Origin of the sequence: Ectopseudomonas composti (genome assembly GCF_001567565.1) — a bacterium.
Taxonomy (GTDB): domain Bacteria; phylum Pseudomonadota; class Gammaproteobacteria; order Pseudomonadales; family Pseudomonadaceae; genus Aquipseudomonas; species Aquipseudomonas composti_A.
In genome coordinates this window covers 594,104-617,234 of the sequence record NZ_LSSW01000029.1, presented here as the reverse complement: position 1 = coordinate 617,234, position 23,131 = coordinate 594,104, and the positions used below count along the sequence as shown (strand labels likewise).

Below are 23,131 nucleotides of genomic sequence, written 5' to 3'. Positions count from 1 at the left end.
ATATTTGTACTGCCGGGTATAGTAAAAATAGCAAACTCCCCAGTCCAGTATTAAAATCCGCCAATGCCTGACAAGTTGTTACAACCTTCCGGTCCCGGTCGTCCGAAGGATCCCGCCAAACGCCGCGCCATTCTCGAGGCGGCCAAGAGCCTGTTCCTGCGTAATGGCTACGACGGCAGCAGCATGGATGCCATCGCTGCCGAAGCCGGCGTCTCCAAGCTCACCGTGTACAGCCATTTCACCGACAAGGAGACCCTGTTCTCCGCGGCGATCAAGGCCAAGTGCGAAGAGCAACTCCCTGAACTGCTGTTCGAACTGCCGGATAACGTGCCGCTGGAAAGCCAGTTGCTGGGCATTGCTCGCGGCTTCCTGGCGCTGGTCAACAGCCGCGAGTCAGTGGAAATGCACCGGATGATGGTGAGCCTGGCCAGCCAGGGCTCGAAGCTGTCGCAGATGTTCTACGAGGCCGGCCCGAAGCGGGTACAGGACGAAATGGAAGTGCTGTTGCACAAGGCCAGCCAACGCGGCCTGTTGCGCCTGAACGATCCACACCTGGCCGCCGATCACTTCTTCAGCCTGCTCAAGGGTGGCGCGCATTTCCGCCTGCTGATCGGTTGTGGTGAACCGCTGCAGGGCGAAGCCGCCGAGCATCATGTACAGGACGCAGTGCAGCTGTTTCTGCGCGCTTACCGGCCCTGAGCCCTAGGCGCCGGCTTCCAGCTTCTTCTTCGGGTAGATGTCGTAACGGCTGGACTTTCCTTCCAGCACATAGCCCGGCTTGCTGCCTTCGATTGCCGGTGCCTTGCGCGGACGCTTGACCACGACCCGGTGGCTGGCCAGCGCCAACGCGGCTTCGAGCAACGCCGGCGCATCCAGGTCATCGCCCACGAAAGGCCGGAACAGGCGCATTTCCTTCTTCACCAGCGCGCTCTTGTCGCGATGCGGAAACATCGGGTCGAGGTAGATCACCTGCGGCGCCTCGCCCTGCCAGTTGCTCATCAGCTCGATGGCGTTACCCGTGAGCAGGCGCATGCGCGCGACGATGGGCGCCACGTCGAGGTTCAGCGCAGCACGCTGTAGACCATCTTCCAGCAACGCCGCCACCAGCGGCTGGCGCTCGATCAGGGTCATCTCGCAACCCAGGCTGGCCAGTACGAAGGCATCGCGCCCCAGCCCCGCCGTCGCATCGAGAATCCGTGGGCGAACGCCCGACTGCACGCCGACCGCCTTGGCGATCATCTGCCCGCTGCCACCGCCGAACTGGCGTCGATGCGCCGCCGCGCCCTCGACGAAATCCACCCTGACCGGGCCAGGCGCCTTGTCGCCCAGCTCGACCAGTTGCAACCCGTCGTCACCTAGTTGCAGGGCGAACTCGGTTTCCCCCTCCTGCGTCAGGCCCAGACGCGACGCCCATCGGGCGGCTGCGTCGGCGTACTGGGGATGCAAGGCTTGGATGCGGATGCTGGCGTTGTGCCGCTCGTCGGTCATTGGCTCGTTCTGCTCAAAAATCACTCAAATCACCGGCCACGCGGCCGATATCGAAGAAGCGGCATTCTGCCAGACCCGGCCGCCGACAGCCGCATCGAGAGTGAACATGTTCGACGCCCTCTCCGCTCCACGCCCAAGCAACACCGCCACCAGCCCGCGCCCACCGGACGATGAGCTCGACCGCGCGGCGCACGACTCCATCAATTATCAGATTCTGCGCCGCACGCTGGGCATAGAGGACGAGCAAAAGCCCGGAGAGATCGCCCGCGAGCTGCGGCAGACGACCGCGCCACCGGCCGTCACCAGCAATGCCGTAGCGGTCACCGTGATCGACCAACGCAGCCTGGAGCTTAACGTCAGCAGCGCACAGCCCCCGCAGCAGGTCGACCCGCTGGTGCTGGACCTGGCCGGCAACGGCTTTTCCACCAGTGGCCTGAGCCGCCCCGTACGCTTCGATCTGGATGCCGACGGGCGCCTGGATGCGATCAGCGCACCCACCGGCGACGATGCGCTGCTGGCGCTGGACCGCAACGGCAACGGGCGCATCGACGATGGCCGCGAACTGTTCGGTGATCAGCATGGCGCAGCCAATGGCTTCGCCGAACTGACACGCTTCGACGACAACGGTGACGGGCGTATCGATGCGGCCGACGCCGTGTTCGACCAACTGCGCCTGCTGCGTTTCGACGCACAGGGCCGCCAGCAGCTGCAGACGCTCGGCCAAGCCGGGGTCAGCGCCATCGACCTGAGCGCCCGCGATGTCAGCATCGCCCTGGGTGCATATGATCAGATCGCGCAGCTGGGCCGCTTCGAATTCGCCGATGGGCGCAGCGGACAGGCGGCCGACCTGCTGTTGGCCAAACGCTAGTCGCGCCACGCCGGCATGCAGGTAGGGTGCGCACGGCGCACTCCACGTATAGCCGCCGACCGACAGTTGATCGGTGGCCTACCCCACTAACGGCACATCCGCCACATGCCCATATCCAGGTGAAAGTGATCGCGGTGGGCAGCGTTGTACTCCGGCCCCAGAGTGACGTTGAAACTGTCACAGGCCGCCTCCTGCACCAGACGCAGAAAGTGCGCCTTGTCGCCCTGCCCCGGCCAGTCGCGCAGAACGCTGATGTGCTGGCCATCGCGCAGCCGGAAACCGACCACATCCAGTGCATTGGCATAGGAATGCTGGCTGGGCCGCTGGCTACCGGCAATGCTGCGACAGGCGAAGCTGCCGACATGCTCGACACGACTGACTGGCTGACCGAACACCGCCTGCGCAGCCGGCTGCAAGCCATGTCGTTCGAACAGGGCGAAGCTCACCGCCAGCGGACAGGTGGCCATGAAGCTGCTGCTCAGACTGACGTTGGCGCCCTGGATGCGCACGGCGTTCTCTACCGGGCAGCCCGGGTGCGGCGTGCTGTCGGCCAGACGGGTGAAGCGCAGCCCGGACGTCGCCAGGGCACGATCGCACAGCTCGCGGTCATCGCTCAGGCGCCAGAGCTTGAAGGAGGTCAGCAGGTTCGGCGTCTCTCGCACGTCCAGCGGCGCCCAGGGGTTGAAACGCGGGGCCACGTCCAGCCAGCCACGCCACAGCGCTACCAGCAGTGCTGCGCCCAACAACAGGGAGAGCAACAGCAACCGGCCGATTATCCGTATCAGCATATCCATGCTCCATCAGAGTAAGCCCAACTGCTCCAGTTCCGGCTCGATCTGCAGCACCGGCAGCTCGGGCAAGCCGGGCAGGCGCTGCATCAGCTGCTCATGAAAGCGTCGCGCCAGCTCCGGCGCCAGGCGGTTGTCCGAAGTATGGGCGAATACATAAGGGCGCAGGCCCTGCTCGATCCAGCCGGCGACCTTGTCCAGCCAGGGCAGCATGAAGGGGTCGTTGGCCAGCAACTCGGGGTGACCGATGAAGCGCAACTGCGGGCGCTGGCTGAACGCGGCAGGCCGAGTCGGCAGGCGCGGCTTCTTGGCTTGCGCATGCAGCACGGCGGGCTCCTGCGAGTCGCAGCTGAACAGCGCACGCGAGTCCAGGCAGATACGCTCGATGCCATGCTCGTGCAGCAGGCGATTGAGCACGCGCTCGGCATCGCCCTTGGCGAAGAACTCCGGGTGGCGCACCTCGATCGCCAGTGGCCAGTCGCCCCACTGTTCGATGAACGCCGCCAGCTCCGCCAATCGCGATGGTGCGAAGCTGGCGGGCAGTTGCAACCAGTACGGCGCCACCCGTTCGCCAAGCGGCGCCAGCAACTGGCGAAACCGTGTGACCTCATCCAGTTGCTGGCAGAGGTCTTCGCTGTGGCTGATATCTCGCGGCAACTTGGCGCAGAAACGAAAGTGCGCCGGCATCGCCAGCACCCAACGTGCCACCGTTTGCTCGCTGGGCCTGGCATAGAACGTGGTGTTGCCTTCCACCGCATTGAACACTTCGGTGTAGCGGCTGAGAAACTCGGTGGGCCGGGTGTTCTGCGGATACAAGGTGGCGCGCCAGGCAGCTTCGCTCCAGGACGGACAACCAAGGTAATAGGGAAGCGCAGCGCTCATCGACAAGTGGCGGGCCTGGCTGAGGGCGTGAAGCACGCCGTGACACGAAGTTACGCGTAGAGGTCGAGCCCGAGCACTTCCTGCGCATCGTACTCGCTGGCGTAAGCGGCGGTGGTGCTGTAGCTGGACAACGCCTGAGCAGCACGGTTGCTCAGCGTGGGCTGCTGATAACCGAGATCCTGCGAACGGGCCGGCAGGCTGTCGGTATTACTGCTGCTGGCCTGTACACGGCGAATCTGCGGTGCCTGCTCCAGCCCCTGACTGCTGGCCGGAGCGGCCGGCTGCTCACGCTGAGCCTCGACTTCCCGCTGCGCCTCACGATAGGGCGTGACCGCAGTCCCCGAACGGGGGCCGCGATCTGGCGAGTAGGAAGGTAGGTAACCGTCGATCCGCATCTAGGGCTGCTCGGTGGGCCTGGCTGAACAAGGGACAGTGCTGGCAATGTAGCGGCGGGCTGCGCCCTTGGCAAATCCCGAAGGGAACTTGGCCGCGGGCATCCGACCAATTGTCATGCCGGCGGTGCTTTCGGTGTGGCGACCTGGTCACGCAGGTACACCGGCTGCGCCTGATCGGCCGGCAGCGCCTCGCCACGTGCCCAGGCAAAACGGGCCAGGGTCAGCAGGTCTTCGGCATGCGGCAGCATGCTGCCATCCATGCTGGTCGGCCTGAGCGCGATGCGCGCGGCGAAAGTGCCCCAGCCCGTACCGGCACCGAACCAATCTTCGCCAGCACCACGCGGCGCCTCGGCCTGTTCCGGCGGCAACACCGCCTCCTGACCGAGCAGGCGCATCTCACCGGCCTCGGCGCGATAGCAGCCCCAGTAAACCTCGTCCATACGAGCGTCGATGGCGGCGGCCACCCGGGTCGCGCCCTGCTCACGCAGCGCACGCTGGGCCAGCACGGCCAGGTTGGAGACCGGCAGCACCGGCCGCTCCAGGGCAAAGGCCAGGCCCTGCACCACGCCAATGGCGATGCGCACGCCAGTGAATGCCCCCGGACCACGGCCGAAGGCGATGGCATCCAGCGCCGATGCGGCAATACCCGCCTCCCCCAGCAGTTGCTGAATCATCGGCAACAGGCGCTGCGCATGCATGCGCGGGGCGACTTCGTAATGGCTGAGCACGCGACCATCGTGCAGCAGCGCGACGGAGCAGGCTTCGGTGGCGGTATCGAGGGCCAGGAGAGTGGTCATTGCATTCGGACAGCTGAAGAAAAAGAGCCGGCATTAGACCGGCTCGACAACATTTTTTCCAGCGCCATGACGGTGCCCGGCTCGCGCCGAGCGACCGACGGGGACCAGCGCGGCCTTACCAGGGTTCGACCACCGGCTCGGCATCCCAGCCTTTGAGCGGCGCCTTGGACCAGGTGCCATAGCCGGCATTGGGGAACACGATCCACTCAACGCCCCACTTGCCCGACTCTTCGGCAACGGTCTTGCGCTGCGCATCGAGCGGCGTCTTGCGGAAACGCGCGTCGAAGTCATGCAGCGTATCGCCCAGCAACATGATGATCTGGTGATCGGCACTGACGATGGCACGGCGCTCGACCTTGGGCGGCCCCAGCAACAGCACGCTCTGCTCCGATACCTGTGGCAGGCCCAGCTTGCTCAGGGTGGCCAGGGTGTATTTCTTCTGCTCGTCGGCACGGTCGGAGATGTAGCGGATGGTCACGCCGAGCTTGTCGGCATGCTCGAGAAACTGCTTCGCGCCGGGGATCAGCTCGGGCGTGCCGTCACGCTCCCACGGCAGCCAGGTGTCCCACGCGTCGTACTGGTGACAGTTGGCCAGATCGCGCGCCAACAGGGCGCTGTTGTCGATCACGGTTTCATCGAGGTCAGTGACGATGGCCAGCTTCGATGGATCCTTGGCCGCCGCGACGGCCTTGTCCAGCCTCTCCGTGGCGATGTTGTAGGCCTGCAACTGCAGCGCCTGGATTTCCGCGGACTGCTGCTGAAAACGCAGCCCCATGGTGAATTCCGCCACCGCGCAATCGGGCTTGGCAGACGCAGTGTCCGCCGCCTGCACCGCGGGAGCGCTCAACAGGGCAACAGCCAGCCCCAGCCAGATGCGGCGATGTGCTGATTTCTCGGTCATTGAATGTCCTCTTTCCTTGGGTGATGACCCATGCCGCGCGCTTGCCACGAGGCGACGTGAGCCGAAGACAGCAGCCTGATGCTAGCGTGCTTCGCCGAGGACTTCATGCCCGATGTCGACCGAAACTGGTCGATTCGGCCTGCACAAACGACAAAGGCCCGTAACGGGCCTTTGTGGGGAGCGCCGACTGCCAGGCAGGGCGCTGGGTGATGCCGATCGACTCAGGACAGTGCGGCCAGGGTCTTCTCGGTGATCTGCTCGACGCTGCCTACACCCGGAATGTGGCTGTATTTCGGGGTGCCGGTAACAGCGGAAAGCTTCTGGTAGAAGTCCACCAGCGGCTTTGTCTGCGAGTGGTAGACGGACAGGCGATGACGCACGGTGTCTTCCTTGTCGTCTTCACGCTGGACCAGTTCTTCACCGCTGATGTCGTCCTTGCCTGCGACCTTCGGCGGGTTGTACTCGGTGTGGTAAACGCGGCCGGAAGCCGGGTGCACGCGACGACCGGACAGGCGCTTGACGATTTCTTCGTCGTCCACGGCGATTTCCACCACGTGATCCAGAGCGACGCCAGCATCACGCAGGGCTTCAGCCTGGGGAATGGTGCGCGGGAAACCGTCGAACAAGAAACCGTTGGCGCAATCGGCTTGAGCGATACGCTCCTTGACCAGATTGATGATCAGGTCGTCGGAGACCAGACCGCCAGCGTCCATCACGCTCTTGGCCTTCAGACCGAGCTCGGTACCAGCCTTGACCGCAGCACGCAGCATGTCGCCAGTGGAGATTTGCGGAATGCCGAATTTCTCGGTGATGTAGCGAGCCTGGGTACCTTTGCCGGCACCGGGCGCTCCCAGCAGAATCACGCGCATCGATGTGCTCCTCAAGAGTTATGTAGTAATCGGTCGGACTCGCCTCGTGGGGCCAATCTCTTAAGTGGTAGGCGGCAGCTGTAGCGGCCAAAAGGCTGATCAAGATACACAGCGCACCCCAGGCGCACAAGCCGCCAAAAGTCGGATAAAAACCCTCCTCCTGGCGGCCTGGACCTGGCATCACGCGCCGCTTGGCTCCCTGTTTTTCAGCGCACTGGCGAGCTCAGCCGGTGTTGCGAAGACCCGCCGCGATACCCGCCACGCTGACCAGCAGCGCCTGCTCCAGAGGGCTCTCCGGCGCCTGCTGGCGTTGCCGGCAGCGCGCCAGCAGCTCGGCTTGCAGCAGGTGCAACGGGTCGAGATAGGTGTTGCGTACGCTGATCGATTCCAGGGTCTCCGGACTGTGTGCGAGCAGTCGAGTCTGGCCGGTCAATTCCAGCACGGCAGCGCACGCCTGCGACAATAGGTCGCGTAATTGTGCACCCAGCGGTTGCAGCCCCGATTCGACCAGACGCTCGTCATACAGCGCAGCGATGCTGGCGTCGGCCTTGGTCAGCACCATTTCCAGCATGTCGATGCGCGTGCGGAAGAACGGCCACTGCTCGCGCATCTGCTTGAGCAGCTCGGCATCCCCACCTTTGAGCGCCTGCCCCAGCGCCTGCTCCCAGCCGAGCCAGGCCGGCAGCATCAGGCGCGTCTGGGTCCAGGCGAAGATCCATGGAATGGCCCGCAGGCTTTCCACACCACCCTCACGCCGCTTGGCCGGGCGACTGCCCAGCGGCAAGCGCCCCAGCTCCTGCTCCGGCGTGGCCTGGCGGAAGTACTCGACGAACTGCGGATGCTCGCGCACCACACCGCGATAAGCCTTCACGCCAACATCGGCAAGACGATCCATCATCGCGCGCCAGCTCGGTTCCGGCGCCGGCGGCGGCAGTAACGTGGCTTCCAGCACTGCCGCCAGGTACAGGTTGAGATTCTGCTCGGCGATATCCGGCAGACCGAACTTGAAGCGGATCATTTCGCCCTGCTCGGTGGTGCGGAAACGCCCCGCGACCGATCCAGGAGGTTGCGAGAGGATGGCCGCATGCGCAGGGCCACCGCCACGGCCGACGGTGCCACCGCGACCGTGGAACAGCAGCAGCTCGACCTGATGCTCACGGCACAGCCGCACCAACTCCTCCTGCGCGCGGTACTGCGCCCAGGCCGCTGCGGTTGTACCGGCGTCCTTGGCCGAATCGGAATAGCCGATCATCACCTCCTGCGGGCCGTGCAGGCGCGCACGATAGCCGGGCAAGCCCAGCAGCTGGTCGATCACTGGCCCGGCGTGGTCGAGATCAGCCAGGGTTTCGAAAAGTGGCACCACTCGAATCGGTCGGCGCAACCCGGCTTCTTTCAGCAACAGTTGCACGGCCAGCACATCGGAGGCGGCACCGGCCATGGAGATCACGTAGGAGCCTAGCGAAGCGGCTGGGGCGGCAGCCACCTCACGGCAGGTGGCGAGCACCTCGGCGGTGTCGGCCGAGGGTCGATAGTCGCCTGGCAGCAGCGGCCGGCGGTTCTCCAGTTCGCGCTGGAGGAAGCTCAGGCGCGTTTGCTCATCCCATTCGGCGTAGCGACCGAGCCCCAGGTAGTCGGTGATTTCCGACATCGCCGCCGCGTGCCGGCTGGAGTCCTGACGAACATCCAGACGCACCAGAAACAGGCCGAAGGTGGCCGCACGGCGCAGGCAATCGAGCAGCGGGCCATCGGCAATCACGCCCATGCCGCAGGCATGCAGCGATTGGTAGCACAGCTGCAGCGGCGCCAGCAGATCATGGTTGTCACGCAGCACTGCGGCGCTCGGCGCCACATCGGCACTGAGTGCCTGCTGCGCCCAACTGCGCGTTTCACGCAGGCGCTCGCGCAGTTGCTTGAGCAATGCGCGGTAGGGTTCGGCACTGTCGCCAACCTGAGCGCGCAGTTCGTCACTGGCCTGCTGCATGGACAACTCGGCGGCCAGTTGGTCGATATCACGCAGATACAGGTCCGCCGCCATCCAGCGCGCCAGCAGCAACACCTCGCGTGTCACCCGCGCGGTGACATTGGGGTTGCCGTCGCGGTCGCCGCCCATCCACGAGGCGAAGCGAATCGGCGCGGCCTCCAGCGGCAAGCGCAACCCCGTTGCACCATGCAGACTCCGGTCGGCCCGACGCAGAAACTGCGGCACCGCCTGCCACAGCGAATGCTCGATGACAGCGAAGCCCCACTTGGCCTCATCCACCGGGCTGGGCCGGCTACGACGGATTTCCTCGGTGTGCCAGGCTTCGGCGATCAACCGCTGCAGGCGCTGGACAATGGCTTCACGCTCGGTGGGTAGCAGGTCGCTGTGATCCAGTGCCGTCAATTGCGCCGCGATGGCATCGTACTTCTGGATCAGCGTACGGCGCGCCACTTCGGTGGGGTGAGCGGTCAACACCAGCTCGATGTCCAGGCGCCCCAGTTGCCGCGCCAGCTCATCTGCGCTCTGCCCTGCAGCGAGCAGACGTTCGAGCAGTTCGTCGAGCACACGGAGCTCGAAGGGCTCGGGCTCATCCGCGCGGCGGCGACGCACGCGATGCTGCTGTTCGGCGATGTTGGCCAGGTTGAGGAACTGATTGAAGGCACGCGCCACCGGCAGCAGCTCATCGTCGCCCAGATCGCCAAGGGTGCTGGTCAGTTGCTCGGCACCTGCGGCTGAACCACGACGACCGGCCTTGGCCGATTTGCGTATGCGCTCGATCTTGTCGAGAAACTCATCGCCCAGCTGGGTGCTGATGGTATGCCCGAGCAGATCGCCGAGCAGGTGCACTTCTTCACGCAGACGCGCATCGATTTCCGCCATGTCGCACTCCTTGTCCCATCCAGTGTCAACAGAGTGCCCAGCGCGCCAACTTCTTACAAGCGTGCGACGCACACCGAGGTAAGCCTGCGTGCTGGGTCTAGGCTAATTGTTGGGCGCTGCGGATTCGCCAACCGGCACCATCTGCGCCCGCCGTGAGGAGCTACGACATGAGAATTCGCGAACTGGCAAAACACTGGGAACAGAACGCCAAGGGTCACCTGACCCCGACTCGCTACCACATTCATCTGGACATCGAATCGGCTGCTCGCCTGGCGGCCCTTACCGAGATGTATCCCAAGCATCACAGCGAAGAACTGCTCGGCGAGTTAATTGGTGCAGCGCTCGAGGAACTGGAGGCCAGCCTGCCCTACGTACGCGGCAGCAAGGTGGTGGCGCTGGACGAACAGGGCGACCCGCTGTACGAGGACATCGGTCCGACGCCGCGCTTTCTGGCGCTCTCGCGCAAATACCTGCGCGAACTCAACGACATAGGCAATGAAACGAGCCATTGACGCCTTGAACGGCCTCTGACGTTCGACATATTGCTCAATCTCGGATGTTCAGGGAGACAGCGCCTCTCCCACTCAGCTCTTCACGCACCCGCGAAGGGCTCCTCCAACATCAGCGAGCGCGTCTGCGTTACGGCCTGCCTTCGCCCCACAAAAACCAGCCAAACCCTCTAAATCAGAGGACTCCATGAGCATCCCGAGCGAACGTAAAAAGCCGCTCGCAGCTCTTGCCGAATACGAAAACCTGACCAACCGGTCATCCTGAAAATCGTAAGCAGGCTGTGTTTTTTTCTGAACCATTCAAAAAAACGACCGGTCCCAACTGCAGGCCAGCGTGACATGCCGACATCGCCAAACCACTTGGTTGACGGACAACACGACAGGCCAATCACTACGGATATCGTCGTTCATAGGAGTGTTTCAAATGGAGTTAGCCGCCATGAAGACCCATACCGAAAAAGCCCCGCGCAGCCGCATGCACGGCATCAAGCTGGCTGCCCTGGTGCTGGGTAGCAGCCTGGTATTGGCTGGCTGTGCTGGTAACCCGCCCAGCGAGCAATACGCAGTGACGCAATCTGCCGTGAACTCGGCGATCAGCGCCGGGGGCACCGAGTTCGCCCCAGTCGAGATGAAGGCCGCGCAGGACAAGCTCAAAGAAGCCGAGTTCGCCATGCACGATGAAGAGTACGAGAAAGCCCGTCGCCTGGCCGAGCAGGCCGAGTGGGACGCTCGACTCGCCGAGCGCAAGGCCCAGGCCGCCAAGGCCGAGCAGGCTTTGCAGGACGCCCGCCAGGGTGTTCAGGAACTGCGTGAGGAAGGCATGCGCAACGCTCAATGAGCGGCATGTCACCCACCCATTCGCTGACAGATCAAAGGATGAACGCCATGCGTAAACACGTGATGATCCCCGCCCTTCTGGCCCTGAGCGTCGGCCTGGCCGCCTGCTCGCACCAGCCCAATGCCAACCTGGAATCTGCGCGCAGCAACTTTTCCTCGCTGCAGAGCGACCCGCAGGCAAACAAGGTGGCCGCGCTGGAGACCAAGGAAGCCCAGGAATGGCTGAACAAGGCCGACAAGGCCTACATGGATAAAGAAGACGAGAAGAAGGTCGACCAACTGGCCTACCTGACCAACAAACGCGTCGAGGTCGCCAAGCAGACCATCGCTCTGCGCACTGCTGAAGCAGACCTGAAGAACTCCTCGGCTCAGCGCGCCCAGGCCCTGCTCGACGCTCGCGATGCACAAATCCGCAAACTGCAGAACAGCCTCGACGCCAAGCAGACCGAACGCGGCACCCTGGTGACCTTCGGTGACGTTCTGTTCGACTTCAACAAGGCCGAACTCAAGAGCAGCGCACTGCCCAACGTCACGCAGCTGGCGCGCTTCCTCCAGGAGAACCCGGAGCGTCAGGTGATCGTCGAGGGCTATACCGATAGCGTCGGCTCGGCCAGCTACAACCAGAGCCTGTCAGAGCGTCGCGCCGAGTCCGTACGCCGCGCGCTGATTCGCGCTGGCGTAGAGCCGACACGCATCGTCGCTCAGGGTTATGGCAAGGAGTATCCGGTTGCGGACAACTCTAGCGACTCCGGTCGTGCGCAGAACCGTCGCGTGGAGGTGACCATCTCCAACGACAACCAGCCGGTAGCTCCGCGCTCCTCCGCTGGCGCCTGATCGCAGCGCTGCAAAAAAGAAACCCGCCATCAGGCGGGTTTCTTTTTACGCGGGGGACGCCTGGGCATTACTGCTGCAACGCCGGGGTTTCCTGGCCCATGCAGCGCACCGCCTGTTTCTTGCTGTCGACCAGCACACCGGTCAGGCCCTTCTGCTCCAGATCGAACAGCACCAGCACGCCATCGACGCATTGCGCTACCTGGCTGGCCGGTTTCAGCGAAACCTTGTAGTCCTCGCCGGGAATGGTCTTGAGCATGGTGAACTCGGACAACAGCAGCGCGTCTTCCGGCTTGGCGAAATGGACGTAGCCGTAGTACCAGAGCACAGCGACGGTGCCAAAGACGCTGGCGACACCCGTAAGGATCAGAGGGATAGGATTGCGTTCGGTCATTGCGGACTCTCTGTTGCGGATTCGGTCATCGGCGCCTGGCGCTCGACATAAGCCTGCGGCGCGCTGAAGAACGCCAGCAGTGACTGGCGCCAGACGGGCTCGGCAAAGGTTTGCACGTGCGGGCCACGAGTCGCCTGAAAGGCACGTGGCGGGCGCGCAGCTTGATACAAACGCTGGCCATTGGAAAGCGGCACGATCGTATCGTCAACACTGTGATAAATCAGCAGAGGCAGCCCTTCGAGTCGTTCGATGCTGTGAATCGCGCTGTCACCATCCGGCACCAGCCAGGACAGCGGCACCTGCAGCGGCCAGGTCAGCCAGGAGTTGCTCAGGGCATAACGAGCGACGTCACGATAGCTGGCCGGCGCACCATCGAGCGCCATGGCCTGCACGGCAGACCGGCGCTCGGGGTGCTCCGCCAGATAATGCACGGCCAAAGCACCACCCAGGCTCTGTCCCAGCACGAAAAGCGGCGCCCCCTGTACCGGCGGCGCCTGTTCGAGCCAGGCAAAGGCCGCATCGATGTCCTGATAGACCTCGGGTAACCGCGGCTTGCCTGCAGACAGACCATACCCCCGGTAATCCAGCATCAGTACCTGATAGCCCTGCTCCGGCAGCCAGTGCACGCCGCCCAGGTGCCAGGCCAGATTGCCGCCATTGCCATGCAGATGCAGTACCGTGCCCTTGACCTTCACCCCGGCCTTGGCCGGCAGCCACCAGGCATGCAGACGCGTGCCATCGGCGGCATGCAGTTCGATATCGCGGTACTCCAGCCCGGCACGCTCGGGGGTGATTGGCAGCCCTGGCTCCGGGTAGAACAACAGGCCACTGCAACCGGCCAGCCACAGGCCGGCCAGCAGCAACGCCAGCGCTCGCAGACTACTTGCCACCGGCTCGAACCTCTTCACGCGCCTGAACGGTTGCGGCATAGACACGCTCAGCCAGGCGCGAGAACGGCAGGCTCTGAATCCACACGGTGCCAGTCCCCTTGAGCGTGGTCAGCAAGATCCCTTCGCCGCCGAAGAGCATGCTCTTCAGTCCGCCGGCCAGGGCGATGTCGTAATCGATGCCGCCGCTGAAGGCGACCAGACAACCGGTATCCAGGCGCAGGGTTTCATTGTTCAGCTCCTTGCGGATCACCGTGCCACCGGCATGCACGAACGCCAGGCCGTCTCCTTCGAGCTTCTGCAGGATGAACCCTTCGCCACCGAAGAATCCGGCGCCCAGGCGTTTGGCGAAGCTGATGCCGATGCTGGTGCCATGCGCCGCACAGAGGAAGGCGTCTTTCTGGCAGATCAAGCGACCGCCGATCTGCGCCAGATCGATAGGCACCACGGTGCCTGGATAAGGCGCCGCGAAAGCGACCCGCGCCTGGCTCTTGCCGGCATTGCTGAAGTGGGTCATGAACAGCGATTCACCGGTGAGCATGCGCTTGCCGACGCTCCACAGCTTGCCCAGCAGACCACTGGACGAGCCGTCCCCCATGCGCGTTTCGAAACGCACGCCGTCGGTCATGTAGTTCATCGCCCCGGCTTCGGCGATCACCGTCTCGCCAGGATCGAGGATGATCTCTACCGATTGCGCCGAAGCACCGAGGATTTCGTATTCGAGTTGATGGCTGGGCACGGGTTGGTCTCCGGGTGGCCCGGACGTCATCCGGGCTAAGACAGGTTGCTCACACCGCAACGATCCACACCGAGGCCATGCGCTGGCAAGCGATGCGCGCAGCGCACCCGGTGTGCGGCGTGATTCAGAGAATGTTGGCGTAGTCCGCTTCGATGCGATCCAGGCTCAAATGATTGAGGAAGTTGGAGAAGCACATCCACGCCGACAGCGCGTTCATGTCCTGGAACTGCGGTGGCAGGTACTTGGGTGGCTGCACCAGGCCTTCGTCCACCAGCTTGCGCAGGGTACGCATGTCCTCCAGGGTGGTCTTGCCGCAGAACAGCAGCGGGATCTGCTCCAGCTTGCCCTTGCGCACCGCTAGCTGGATGTAGTTGTAAATGAGGATAAAACCCTTCAGATACGACAGGTCCTTGGTAAATGGCAGGCCATTGGGCAGCGAGCCACGGAATACCCGACTGGCGTTGCTGTAGCCACCTTCCAGACCGTAACCCTGCTCGCGGAAGAACTCGAACACTTCCAGAAAGTCCGCGCCCTCCTCGGCCATGTGGATGGCGCGAGTGCGGTTGGTCAGCTTGCGCAGGCGAGTCGGGTAGGAGGCGAAGGCGATCACTTCCATGAGGATCGCCAGCCCCTCCTGGGTCACGGTCGACGAGGGCGGGCCCTTGGCCAGGAAGGTGCAGATCGGCTGATTGAGGCCATTGAGCGTGGTGCCGACGTGCACCAGCCCCTCGTGGACTTCCAGCGCCTTGACGTCGCGCTCGTTGAAGCGGGCATCGCTGCGAATCTTGATGTAGTCGGCGCCAGCGGCGGCATCGGCGAGAATGCCATCGGACTCCAACACCCGTACGGTGTCATCACCGAACACGCCGGCCAGGCGCTGCTGCAGGATGTTGACGGCGTCGCTGGCGGCAAGGGTCTTGGGCTCGTCCTCCAGGTCGCCACGTGCGGCGATGTTATTGAGGTAGTCCGAGAGCATCAGGCCGAGGTCGGCCAGGGTCGGATCACCGGCATGGAAGGCGTCGGAAGCCGCACCGTAGAGCTCCTGGCTGATCAGGCCGAAGTCCTCGGTGCCACGCGCCTCGAGCATGCGGATGACCATGCGGTATTCCTTGCACATGCGCCGCATGATCTGCCCGACCGGATTGAACTGGCCGAGCTGACGGGTGATGTCACGCTCGATGTTCTGAAATTCAAGCTTCTTCGCCGCGGCATCGAAAGCCAGCGGCCGACTCAGGTAGTAGTCGCGATCCACCGCCGGCGGCTGCGTGCCCTTGGCCTTGAGAAAGGCATCGCGGACGCCGTCGTCCCATTTCACCGCATCCAGCACTCGGATCGGGGTCTGCGCTTCGACGATGCGGTCGCTGAGCGCGCGTATGCAAATCTGATAATCGTCCAGTTTTTGCTGGCTGTTCATTGCGATTCCTACTCGGCCACCCGCTGGTAGCGCGCGACCTCGACGAACAGGTCGGCGTTGGCCGGATCGTCGAGATAGGCGAACACCTTGTCCAGCGGGCTGGTGATCAGTGCGCCGTCAGCTTCCGGCATGGAGACGGTCTGCCCTTCGAGCAGGCCCTTGTCCATATCCTGAAGAATGCGGTCGGTGTCGAGGTTGTACACCACCAGCTCGTTGTCCTTGGTCAACTCGAAACCGGCGATGGCGAAGTTGGCCCCCAAGCTCTTCGGCAGGCCCGCCGAGAGATACCAGCGGCGGCCATGGTGGGCGACGGTAAAGCCGAACTCCTCGAGGTCGCCGGCGTTGTCCGGACTGCCTTCGTAGATGCGCGCCTCATAGAGGTTGGAGCCGGCACGGGTGATTTCCAGATACAGCTGATCACCCCATTCGTCCTGCCGGGTCCACTCCCCCAGCAGCGGGATGGGTGCCGCCTCGTTGGCCGGGATGGGATCCTTGAAGGTGACCAGGCAACCACTCAATAGCAGGAAGGACAGGGCGACCAGTGCGCGCCAGGCTTTCATTACGCTCTCCTTGTGAAAACCACCAGCCGGTCGGGCATCAAAGCCCCAGAACCAGATTCATGTAACGTTTAAGGATGGCCAGCATTCCCTGACTGTCCAGATTCTCGACACCGTCGAGCAGGCCCTGATACTCCATCCGCACGATGGTGGCCGTCAACAGCACCGCATCCTGCTCGGGCTGGCGCGAGCCCAGCACCTCGAAGAAGTGGGTAACGCCCTGCTGCAGAATCTGCCGATGGGCGCGCATCAGGTCACCGAGGCGCGGATTGAGCAGGGCCTCCTGCTGGAACGCCTGCTCGGCGACCAGGTGATCACGGCGCTCGCGTAGCTGGCGCTGCACGTACTGCACTGCCATTGCGGCGATTTCGTCAGCCAGTTGCCTGCGCGCGCCCTCGCTGCCATCCAGACGCCCGACCATCTCCTCCAGCACCCCCTGAGTACTGGCCCAGAACGCAGCCATCTGCGCCGCACTGCGCTCGACGAACTGGGAGAAGGTATCGGTGATCAGGTCATCGATGTCCTTGAAATAGTAGGTCGTGGCCGACAACGGAACCTGCGCCTCGGCAGCCACCGCGCGGTGGCGTACGGCGCGTACGCCTTCGCGCACGATGATGCGCATGGCGGCATCGAGAATGGCCTGACGACGCTGTTCACTACCCTGACGGCTGGCCTTGCGGCCCTGGTACTGAACGCTCTCGGCGACGGCGTTGGCAGCCCGGGTGGCATTCGGGGATGCAGGTACGGTGCTCACGGTGGGTCGACCCTCGAGGTTCTAGTTATGACTGGCAGAGTAATAGCTTGGACAAACAACCAAAAGGCCCCGCTTCGCTTGCAGGCGACGAGCCAAACGAAATTGCCAGGTAATCGACACGGACAAGTAGCAAAAAGCCGCCCGAAGGCGGCTTTCTGTGAGGCATCAGGCCTGCGGGCGCATATGCGGGAACAGGATGACGTCACGAATCGACGGCGAGTTGGTCAACAGCATGACCAGGCGGTCGATGCCGATGCCTTCACCGGCGGTGGGCGGCATGCCGTACTCCAGGGCGCGGACGAAGTCGGCGTCGTAGTGCATGGCTTCGTCGTCACCGGCGTCCTTCTCGGCCACCTGGGCGAGGAAGCGCTCGGCCTGGTCTTCGGCGTCATTGAGCTCGGAGTAGGCGTTGGCGATCTCGCGACCGCCGATGAACAGCTCGAAGCGGTCGGTCACGGCCGGATTCTGGTCATTACGACGGGCCAGCGGCGACACTTCGAACGGGTACTCGGTGATGAAGTGCGGCTGCTCCAGCTTGCTCTCCACCAGTTCTTCGAAAATCATCACCTGCAGCTTGCCCAGACCTTCGTGGCCAAGCACCTTGGCGCCGGCTTTCTTGGCAATGGCGCGGGCTTTCTCGACGTCGTTCAGGTCAGCCGCGGTGATGTCCGGGTTGTACTTGAGGATCGAGTCGTACACCGACAGGCGCACGAACGGCTCACCAAAGTGAAACACCTTGTCGCCATACGGCACGTCGGTGCTGCCCAGCACGGCCTGAGCCAGCTCGCGGAACAGTTCCTCGGTCAGGTCCATGTTGTCGCGGTAGTCGGCATAGGCCTGGTAGAACTCGAGCATGGTGAACTCGGGGTTGTGCCGGGTCGAAACGCCTTCGTTACGGAAGTTGCGGTTGATCTCGAAGACTTTCTCGAAGCCGCCAACAACAAGCCGTTTGAGGTACAGCTCCGGGGCGATACGCAAGAACATGGCCATGTCCAGCGCATTGTGATGGGTCTCGAACGGCTTGGCCGCGGCGCCACCTGGGATGGTCTGCAGCATCGGGGTTTCCACTTCGAGGAAACCGCGCTCGTTGAGGAAACGACGAATGTGGGCGATCACCTGCGAGCGCACGCGGAAGGTGTCACGCACTTCGTCGTTGACGATCAGGTCGACGTAGCGCTGGCGGTAGCGCTGCTCGGTGTCGGTCAGGCCGTGGTGCTTGTCCGGCAGCGGGCGCAACGACTTGGTCAGCAGGCGCACGTTGTTCATGTGCACGTACAGGTCGCCCTTGCCGGAGCGCGCCAGGGTGCCTTCGGCGGCGATGATGTCGCCCAGGTCCCAGGTCTTGATCGCTTCCAGGGTCTCGGCCGGCAGGCCCTTGCGGTCGACGTAGACCTGCAGACGACCGGAGGTGTCCTGCAGCACCATGAAGGCGCCGCGATTGAGCATGATGCGCCCGGCGATCTTGACCGGGATGGCAGCGGCTTCCAGCTCTTCCTTGCTCTTGCCCTCGTACTGTTTCTGCAGGTCAGCGCACAGGCTGTCGCGGCGGAAATCGTTGGGGAAGGCAATGCCCTGCTCACGGACGGCAGCAAGCTTTTCCTTGCGCTGGGCAATCAGCTTGTTTTCTTCCTGTTGCAGTTCGTTCTGGTCGAGTTGTTGGTCGCTCATGGTCGCTTTATCTGCCTGGCGTATCGTACAAAATTTGAGCAGGCACCGACTGCTCGGTGCCCACGGATGGGTTACTGGGCTTACAGGCCCTGCTTGAGGCTGGCTTCGAGGTAACCGTCGAGGTCGCCGTCGAGCACCTTCTGGCAGTCACTGCGTTCGACACCAGTACGCAGGTCCTTGATGCGCGAATCATCGAGCACGTAGGAGCGGATCTGGTGGCCCCAGCCGATATCGGACTTGCTGTCTTCCAATGCCTGCGAGGCGGCATTGCGTTTCTGCATTTCCAGCTCGTACAACTTGGCCCGCAGCATCTTCATGGCGGTGTCCTTGTTGGCGTGCTGCGAACGTTCGTTCTGGCAGGCCACCACGGTGTTGGTCGGTACGTGGGTGATACGTACTGCCGAGTCGGTGGTGTTGACGTGCTGACCACCGGCGCCCGAGGAGCGGTAGGTGTCAACGCGCAGGTCGGACGGGTTGATCTCGATCTCGACCTTGTCGTCGATCTCGGGCGACACGAACACCGCCGAGAACGAGGTGTGGCGACGCGCGCCGGAGTCGAACGGGCTCTTGCGCACCAGGCGGTGCACGCCGATCTCGGTGCGTAGCCAACCGAAGGCGTACTCGCCCTTGATGTGCACGGTGGCGCCCTTGATGCCGGCGACTTCGCCTTCGGACAGTTCGACGATCTCGGCACTGAAGCCGCGCTTGTCGGCCCAGCGCAGGTACATGCGCAGCAGGATATTGGCCCAGTCCTGGGCCTCGGTGCCGCCGGAGCCGGCCTGGATATCCAGGTAGCAGTTGTTCGGGTCCATCTCGCCGCTGAACATGCGGCGGAATTCCAGCTTCTCGAGGATCTCGCGCAGGCGCTCGACTTCGGCAACGATGTCGTTCACCGCGCCTTCGTCGTTCTCTTCGGCGGCCATGTCCAGCAGATCCTTGGAGTCGGCCAGGCTGCCGGTCAGATCGTCGATGGTTTCGACGATCTGCGCCAGCATGGCGCGCTCACGGCCCAGCGCTTGCGCGTACTCGGGCTTGTTCCAGACGCTGGCGTCTTCCAGCTCGCGGTTTACTTCGACAAGGCGATCATGCTTGTGATCGTAGTCAAAGATACCCCCGAATTGACTGGGTTCGCTCGGACAGGTCCTTGATGGCGTTGAGGATCGGATTGATTTCCATGGCGGACGGCACTCATTCAGGCTGAAGGGTGGCGGCGACGACGCTAAGGCTGGGCTGCTGGCCGGCCGCGACCCGAAGTTTGCGGAAAAGCCCGCAAGTATACCTTAGAGCGCCGCCCGGGGATAAGGGCCAAGCGGCAGGCGGTACCATCTGCGCAAGCCGCCATGTGCACACCCACTCAGCGCGTTTGCGCCGTGATAACCGTCGCCGTGGTCACGGCCAGCCAGGGCCCCGCAGAACGGCCACTGAGCGCTGCCCAATACCAGGCGGACGTGTCGGTGAAGCTCTGCCCCGCGGCGTCCTCGATGTATTCGCACACGCGCTGCACGGACTGCCCGTCGCGGGCAGTAAAGCAGCGTTGCAGCCCCGGATTGCCGACCCGGCGCTGCAGGCTGATGCGTTCGATGACAAAACCCAGCGCGCGATAGCAGTCGGCCGCCGGATGCAGCTTGCGGCTCGGCCGGGTGACATGGCGCAGGCTGAGCAGCCGCTCGCCATCATCAAAGCGCGCGATGGCGCCAGGGAAACCGGCGGCGAAGCGCTGCTCCACCTCCGACAGAGCCAGGGGCTGCAACGGCCGCCCCTCGAACTGCTGCGGCCATTCGACGAAACTCGTTTGCGGCGCTCCTGCACTCGCCTGCTCGCCCAGCAACGGCCAGCACGCCAGACCGGCAAAGGCCGCCAGCAGCAAGGGTCGCCCAGGCAGTGCCTGCACACCTTGCAGCGCTTGCGCAGGCGAAGCCGCCTGCGGCGCGCCAGCCATCAGCCGCAGCACCAGCAGGCAGACCACCGCGAACACCAGCAGCCCCACGCCCTCGTGCAACCACGGTGCGCCCTGCCACTGACCACTTTCCAACATCACCAGCACGCTGTTGCGCAGGATATTGCCGACCAGCACCAGCGCGCCGAGTAGTGGCAGGCGCCGCAGCAGACTGCCATCACTTACACGCCACCAGGCCGCACTGAAAAACGCCGTGAAGTAGGCCACCCAGATCATCTGAATGCCCGAACAGGGCGCATCGACCATCACCAACTGCCCCGCCACCTGTAAGGTGCTGCCGCGCCGTTCGACCGCCACGCCACCCAATTGCAGCAGCCAGCTGCTGACCTCGGCGGTAATCACCCGCAGCGGATACCCCAGAAAGAACTGCAGCGATGCCAGCAGCGGCAGCGCCAGAACGGCCAGACCGAACCACGCCAGGCGCGGCTGCGCGGGCTGGCGCAGCGCCTGAATGCCCGCCATCACCGCGCACACGCCTAACGCCGCGCGCAGCAGCATCGGCCAGGCAGCAGCGCTGAAGGTGGCGCAGGCGCTGAGCAGCAACGCCCCCAGCAACCAAGATGGACGCGGCGCCGGCAGCAGCCGTGCACGCTCACGCCCAAGCAGGAGCAGCAGCGCCAGCAGGGCGAGAATGCCGAACGGGTCGTCCGAACCATCGAACAGACGGCTGGCGCTCCATTGCCACAGCGGCCACAGAGCCACCACCGGCAGCAACAGCCAGACGCCACCCGGCAATTGCCACCTAGCGTGCATCACGCTGCCTCCAGCACATCCAGCCTCCCAGGCAAGCAGCCAGCAGCAACATTGCCCACACGCCCGGCTCCGGCGTCGACGGCACCATAGCCCCCACCGCCTGGTTGCTCACGCCCTGCGGCAGCGCCAGCGGCTGGTCGACGGTCGCAGTCTCAGCGGCCTGCGGGTTGCGTACCTGCTCGTCGACCGCCACGAACGAGGTGTAGGGAGTCAGCAGGCCGTATTTCAGCCCCAGATCGAGAATGGCCTGGCTATGGGCATAACCCCGGCTCAGGTTCTCCTCGTCCATCAGCGCCGCCACCTTGTGCCGGGCCCAGAGATGGCGCAGCGCCTGTCCACTTTCCAACACCTGCGCCGGGCCAATCGGTACCTCGGTGTGAAAGCTGCCCTGGCTGCTCAACCCGCCGGCCTGCAGGTAGCCCTGCGGCTTCCCGCGCCATTTGCCGAACATCAGCAACGGACGGTCGGCGAACAGATCGGGCAAGGCCGCTGGTTCGACGTCATACACATCCAGGCCATGGAAGCTCATCTGCGCCTGGGTCAGCAGCGGCGCCTCGATCATCCGCCGCAGGCGCTCAGCCTCCAGCTGCGCATCCTGATTATTGAGCACCACGAACGGCTCGCCCTGCCCGGCCCGGGCCAGGCCCTCAATCAAGGCACGGTTGACCGAGCTGCCGATACCGAAGGCAAACAGGTTGGCCTGCCCCAGGTTCTCGCGCACCAGGCGGAAGGCATCGCTTTCGACAGTGACATATCCATCGGTGACCACGATCAGATTGCGCGAGCGCTCCGGGTCACGCGGCATGGCCATGGCCTCGCGCAGCGCCGGCAGCAGTTCGGTACCGCCACTGCCCATGCGCGTTTCCAGCAACTTGAGCGCCTTGTCGATATTGTCCTGGCTGGCTGCCAGCGGCCGCGGCGCCAAAACGGTATTGCTGCCGGAAAACAGCAGAACATTGAAGCGGTCCGTCGGCTGCAGTTCACCGATCAGATTGCGCAGCAGCGCCTTGGTGGTGTCCAGCGGAAAACCGTGCATGGAGCCGGAGATATCCACCACAAAGATGTACTCGCGCGGCACGACCATGCTCGCTGCCGCCCGTTTGGGCGGTGCGATCAGCGCCAGAAAGAAGTTCTCCTCGGCGCCCTGACTGAGCAGCACGCCGCTTTCCAGGGCGTCGCCGGCCAGGCGGTAATCGAGGATGAAATCACGGTTGTCCGCCGGACGACCGTCATCGGCGAGGCTCACCTTGACCCGCCCTTCCCCCAGCACCTGCTGCTCGATACGGTGAGTCGGCGAGACCACCGAGGTCAGCGAGGTCGGGCTGGCCAGCTCCACCTGCAGACTGAAACCGGTTGCCGGCGGCACACCCTCTGGCAGATGTGCGGTCGCCGTCCAGCCCAGCGGCTTGTGGCTCGCCATACCCGGCGCGCCGTTGTAGCGCGGCCCCACCACCGTCGGATAAACGAAGCTGTACACACCCTCGCGCGGCACCAGCAGCTCGGTATAACGCAGCTCCACATCCACCACATCACCTGGCAGGATGTTGGCCACATTCATCTGCAACACGTTTTCTCGCTGCTGGGTCAGCAGCGCCGCGGTCTTGCCCTCACTCTTGGCCTGCTGGAATTCAGCCTGGGCCTTGTGCTTCTCGCGGATCTGCGCCTGGAGCACGCGCTCACCGATCCGCACCTGCATGTGATGCACTGCCGCGCGGGTCGAGGCAGGGAACACGTAGCGCGCCTCCAGGGCACGGCTGCCTTCATTGCGGTACTGCTGGACCACCCGCACATCAGCGATCATGCCCAGCACCTGCACCTCGACCGCCGTGGACTTGAGCGGCAGCCGGTCCAGCTCGGGGTCAGCGCCATCCAGCGCGAAATAAGGGCTGAAGCCCTGCTCATCAGCAAGTACCGCTGGCGGCACCATGAGCAGCAGCACAACACAATGAATCATCAGACGGCGTAGCATCGCAGGCATCCTTG

Annotated in this window: 23 protein-coding genes; 5 read left to right on the top strand and 18 right to left on the bottom strand. The window is 63.9% G+C overall.

All coding sequences use genetic code 11. The annotated features are described in order from the left end of the window. Positions 1–63: 63 nt before the first annotated feature. Positions 64–699 carry a TetR/AcrR family transcriptional regulator gene (locus PCLY_RS19335; RefSeq protein WP_061241235.1) on the top strand — a complete coding sequence of 212 codons (636 nt, stop codon included), beginning with the start codon at positions 64–66 and terminating at the stop codon, positions 697–699. Positions 700–702: 3 nt separating this feature from the next. On the opposite strand, the gene PCLY_RS19330 is transcribed toward PCLY_RS19335, so the two are convergent. Then, positions 703–1,488, bottom strand: a complete 786-nt coding sequence (locus PCLY_RS19330) for a class I SAM-dependent methyltransferase (RefSeq protein ID WP_061241233.1) — start codon at positions 1,486–1,488, stop codon at positions 703–705. Between the two features lie 106 nt (positions 1,489–1,594). Between PCLY_RS19330 and PCLY_RS19325 the strand changes: the two genes are divergently transcribed. After that, complete coding sequence (locus PCLY_RS19325; protein ID WP_231740178.1) at positions 1,595–2,356, top strand: hypothetical protein; 762 nt, start codon at positions 1,595–1,597, stop codon at positions 2,354–2,356. Between the two features lie 86 nt (positions 2,357–2,442). Here PCLY_RS19325 and PCLY_RS19320 read toward each other — a convergent pair whose 3' ends face one another. From PCLY_RS19320 to ppc, 7 genes are all read right to left on the bottom strand, one after another. Continuing rightward, positions 2,443–3,144 carry an extensin-like domain-containing protein gene (locus PCLY_RS19320; protein WP_061241231.1) on the bottom strand — a complete coding sequence of 234 codons (702 nt, stop codon included), beginning with the start codon at positions 3,142–3,144 and terminating at the stop codon, positions 2,443–2,445. 12 nt (positions 3,145–3,156) lie between these two features. Continuing rightward, complete coding sequence (locus PCLY_RS19315; protein WP_061241229.1) at positions 3,157–4,026, bottom strand: DUF72 domain-containing protein; 870 nt, start codon at positions 4,024–4,026, stop codon at positions 3,157–3,159. A gap of 50 nt (positions 4,027–4,076) precedes the next feature. Continuing rightward, entirely contained in the window at positions 4,077–4,421 is a 345-nt protein-coding gene (locus PCLY_RS19310) for a hypothetical protein (protein ID WP_061241227.1), read from the bottom strand. Between the two features lie 113 nt (positions 4,422–4,534). After that, a complete protein-coding gene (gene tsaB, locus PCLY_RS19305) occupies positions 4,535–5,218 on the bottom strand; it encodes a tRNA (adenosine(37)-N6)-threonylcarbamoyltransferase complex dimerization subunit type 1 TsaB (protein ID WP_061241225.1) in 684 nt (227 codons plus the stop codon). Between the two features lie 115 nt (positions 5,219–5,333). Continuing rightward, on the bottom strand, positions 5,334–6,119 hold the full coding sequence (locus PCLY_RS19300) for a 5'-nucleotidase, lipoprotein e(P4) family (protein WP_061241222.1): 786 nt from the start codon (positions 6,117–6,119) through the stop codon (positions 5,334–5,336). 221 nt (positions 6,120–6,340) lie between these two features. Then, entirely contained in the window at positions 6,341–6,988 is a 648-nt protein-coding gene (gene adk, locus PCLY_RS19295; RefSeq protein ID WP_061241220.1) for an adenylate kinase, read from the bottom strand. Positions 6,989–7,211: 223 nt separating this feature from the next. Next, positions 7,212–9,848, bottom strand: coding sequence for a phosphoenolpyruvate carboxylase (gene ppc, locus PCLY_RS19290; RefSeq protein ID WP_061241218.1), 2,637 nt, complete (start codon positions 9,846–9,848; stop codon positions 7,212–7,214). Between the two features lie 167 nt (positions 9,849–10,015). Here ppc and PCLY_RS19285 point away from each other — a divergent pair, with 167 nt between their 5' ends. The 3 genes from PCLY_RS19285 to PCLY_RS19275 all read left to right on the top strand — a co-directional run bounded on the left by PCLY_RS19285 (position 10,016) and on the right by PCLY_RS19275 (position 12,028). Next, a complete protein-coding gene (locus PCLY_RS19285; RefSeq protein ID WP_061241216.1) occupies positions 10,016–10,360 on the top strand; it encodes a hypothetical protein in 345 nt (114 codons plus the stop codon). A 421-nt stretch (positions 10,361–10,781) separates the two neighbouring features. Continuing rightward, positions 10,782–11,195 (top strand): DUF4398 domain-containing protein, encoded by a 414-nt coding sequence (locus PCLY_RS19280; protein ID WP_061241214.1) that lies wholly within the window; start codon positions 10,782–10,784, stop codon positions 11,193–11,195. A 47-nt stretch (positions 11,196–11,242) separates the two neighbouring features. Next, positions 11,243–12,028 carry a lipotoxin F family OmpA-related protein LptF gene (locus PCLY_RS19275; protein ID WP_061241213.1) on the top strand — a complete coding sequence of 262 codons (786 nt, stop codon included), beginning with the start codon at positions 11,243–11,245 and terminating at the stop codon, positions 12,026–12,028. A 67-nt stretch (positions 12,029–12,095) separates the two neighbouring features. Here PCLY_RS19275 and PCLY_RS19270 read toward each other — a convergent pair whose 3' ends face one another. From PCLY_RS19270 to PCLY_RS19225, 10 genes are all read right to left on the bottom strand, one after another. Then, positions 12,096–12,419 (bottom strand): hypothetical protein, encoded by a 324-nt coding sequence (locus PCLY_RS19270; protein ID WP_061241212.1) that lies wholly within the window; start codon positions 12,417–12,419, stop codon positions 12,096–12,098. Then, positions 12,416–13,309, bottom strand: a complete 894-nt coding sequence (locus tag PCLY_RS19265; RefSeq protein WP_061241211.1) for an alpha/beta hydrolase — start codon at positions 13,307–13,309, stop codon at positions 12,416–12,418. The genes PCLY_RS19270 and PCLY_RS19265 overlap by 4 nt, the downstream gene beginning before the upstream one ends. Continuing rightward, positions 13,299–14,045, bottom strand: coding sequence for a TIGR00266 family protein (locus PCLY_RS19260; RefSeq protein WP_061241210.1), 747 nt, complete (start codon positions 14,043–14,045; stop codon positions 13,299–13,301). The genes PCLY_RS19265 and PCLY_RS19260 overlap by 11 nt, the downstream gene beginning before the upstream one ends. Positions 14,046–14,169: 124 nt before the next feature. Continuing rightward, positions 14,170–15,459: a flavohemoglobin expression-modulating QEGLA motif protein gene (locus PCLY_RS19255; protein ID WP_061241209.1), complete on the bottom strand. Its 1,290-nt coding sequence runs from the start codon at positions 15,457–15,459 to the stop codon at positions 14,170–14,172. 8 nt (positions 15,460–15,467) lie between these two features. Continuing rightward, positions 15,468–16,019 (bottom strand): hypothetical protein, encoded by a 552-nt coding sequence (locus PCLY_RS19250; RefSeq protein WP_061241208.1) that lies wholly within the window; start codon positions 16,017–16,019, stop codon positions 15,468–15,470. A 37-nt stretch (positions 16,020–16,056) separates the two neighbouring features. Beyond that, positions 16,057–16,770 (bottom strand): TetR/AcrR family transcriptional regulator, encoded by a 714-nt coding sequence (locus tag PCLY_RS19245; RefSeq protein ID WP_061241207.1) that lies wholly within the window; start codon positions 16,768–16,770, stop codon positions 16,057–16,059. Positions 16,771–16,935: 165 nt separating this feature from the next. Continuing rightward, a complete protein-coding gene (gene lysS / locus PCLY_RS19240; RefSeq protein WP_061241206.1) occupies positions 16,936–18,438 on the bottom strand; it encodes a lysine--tRNA ligase in 1,503 nt (500 codons plus the stop codon). Between the two features lie 80 nt (positions 18,439–18,518). Beyond that, positions 18,519–19,614, bottom strand: a protein-coding gene (gene prfB, locus PCLY_RS19235) for a peptide chain release factor 2 (RefSeq protein WP_156458619.1) whose coding sequence is annotated in 2 segments (ribosomal slippage) — positions 18,519–19,541 and positions 19,543–19,614 — 1,095 coding nt in all. Because the reading frame shifts where the segments join, the coding sequence is not laid out codon by codon here. Between the two features lie 178 nt (positions 19,615–19,792). Next, on the bottom strand, positions 19,793–21,148 hold the full coding sequence (gene xrtQ, locus PCLY_RS25060) for an exosortase Q (protein ID WP_197432204.1): 1,356 nt from the start codon (positions 21,146–21,148) through the stop codon (positions 19,793–19,795). Next, on the bottom strand, positions 21,138–23,117 hold the full coding sequence (locus PCLY_RS19225; protein WP_231740177.1) for a VIT domain-containing protein: 1,980 nt from the start codon (positions 23,115–23,117) through the stop codon (positions 21,138–21,140). Before PCLY_RS19225 ends, xrtQ begins: the two co-directional genes overlap by 11 nt. Positions 23,118–23,131: the final 14 nt, after the last annotated feature.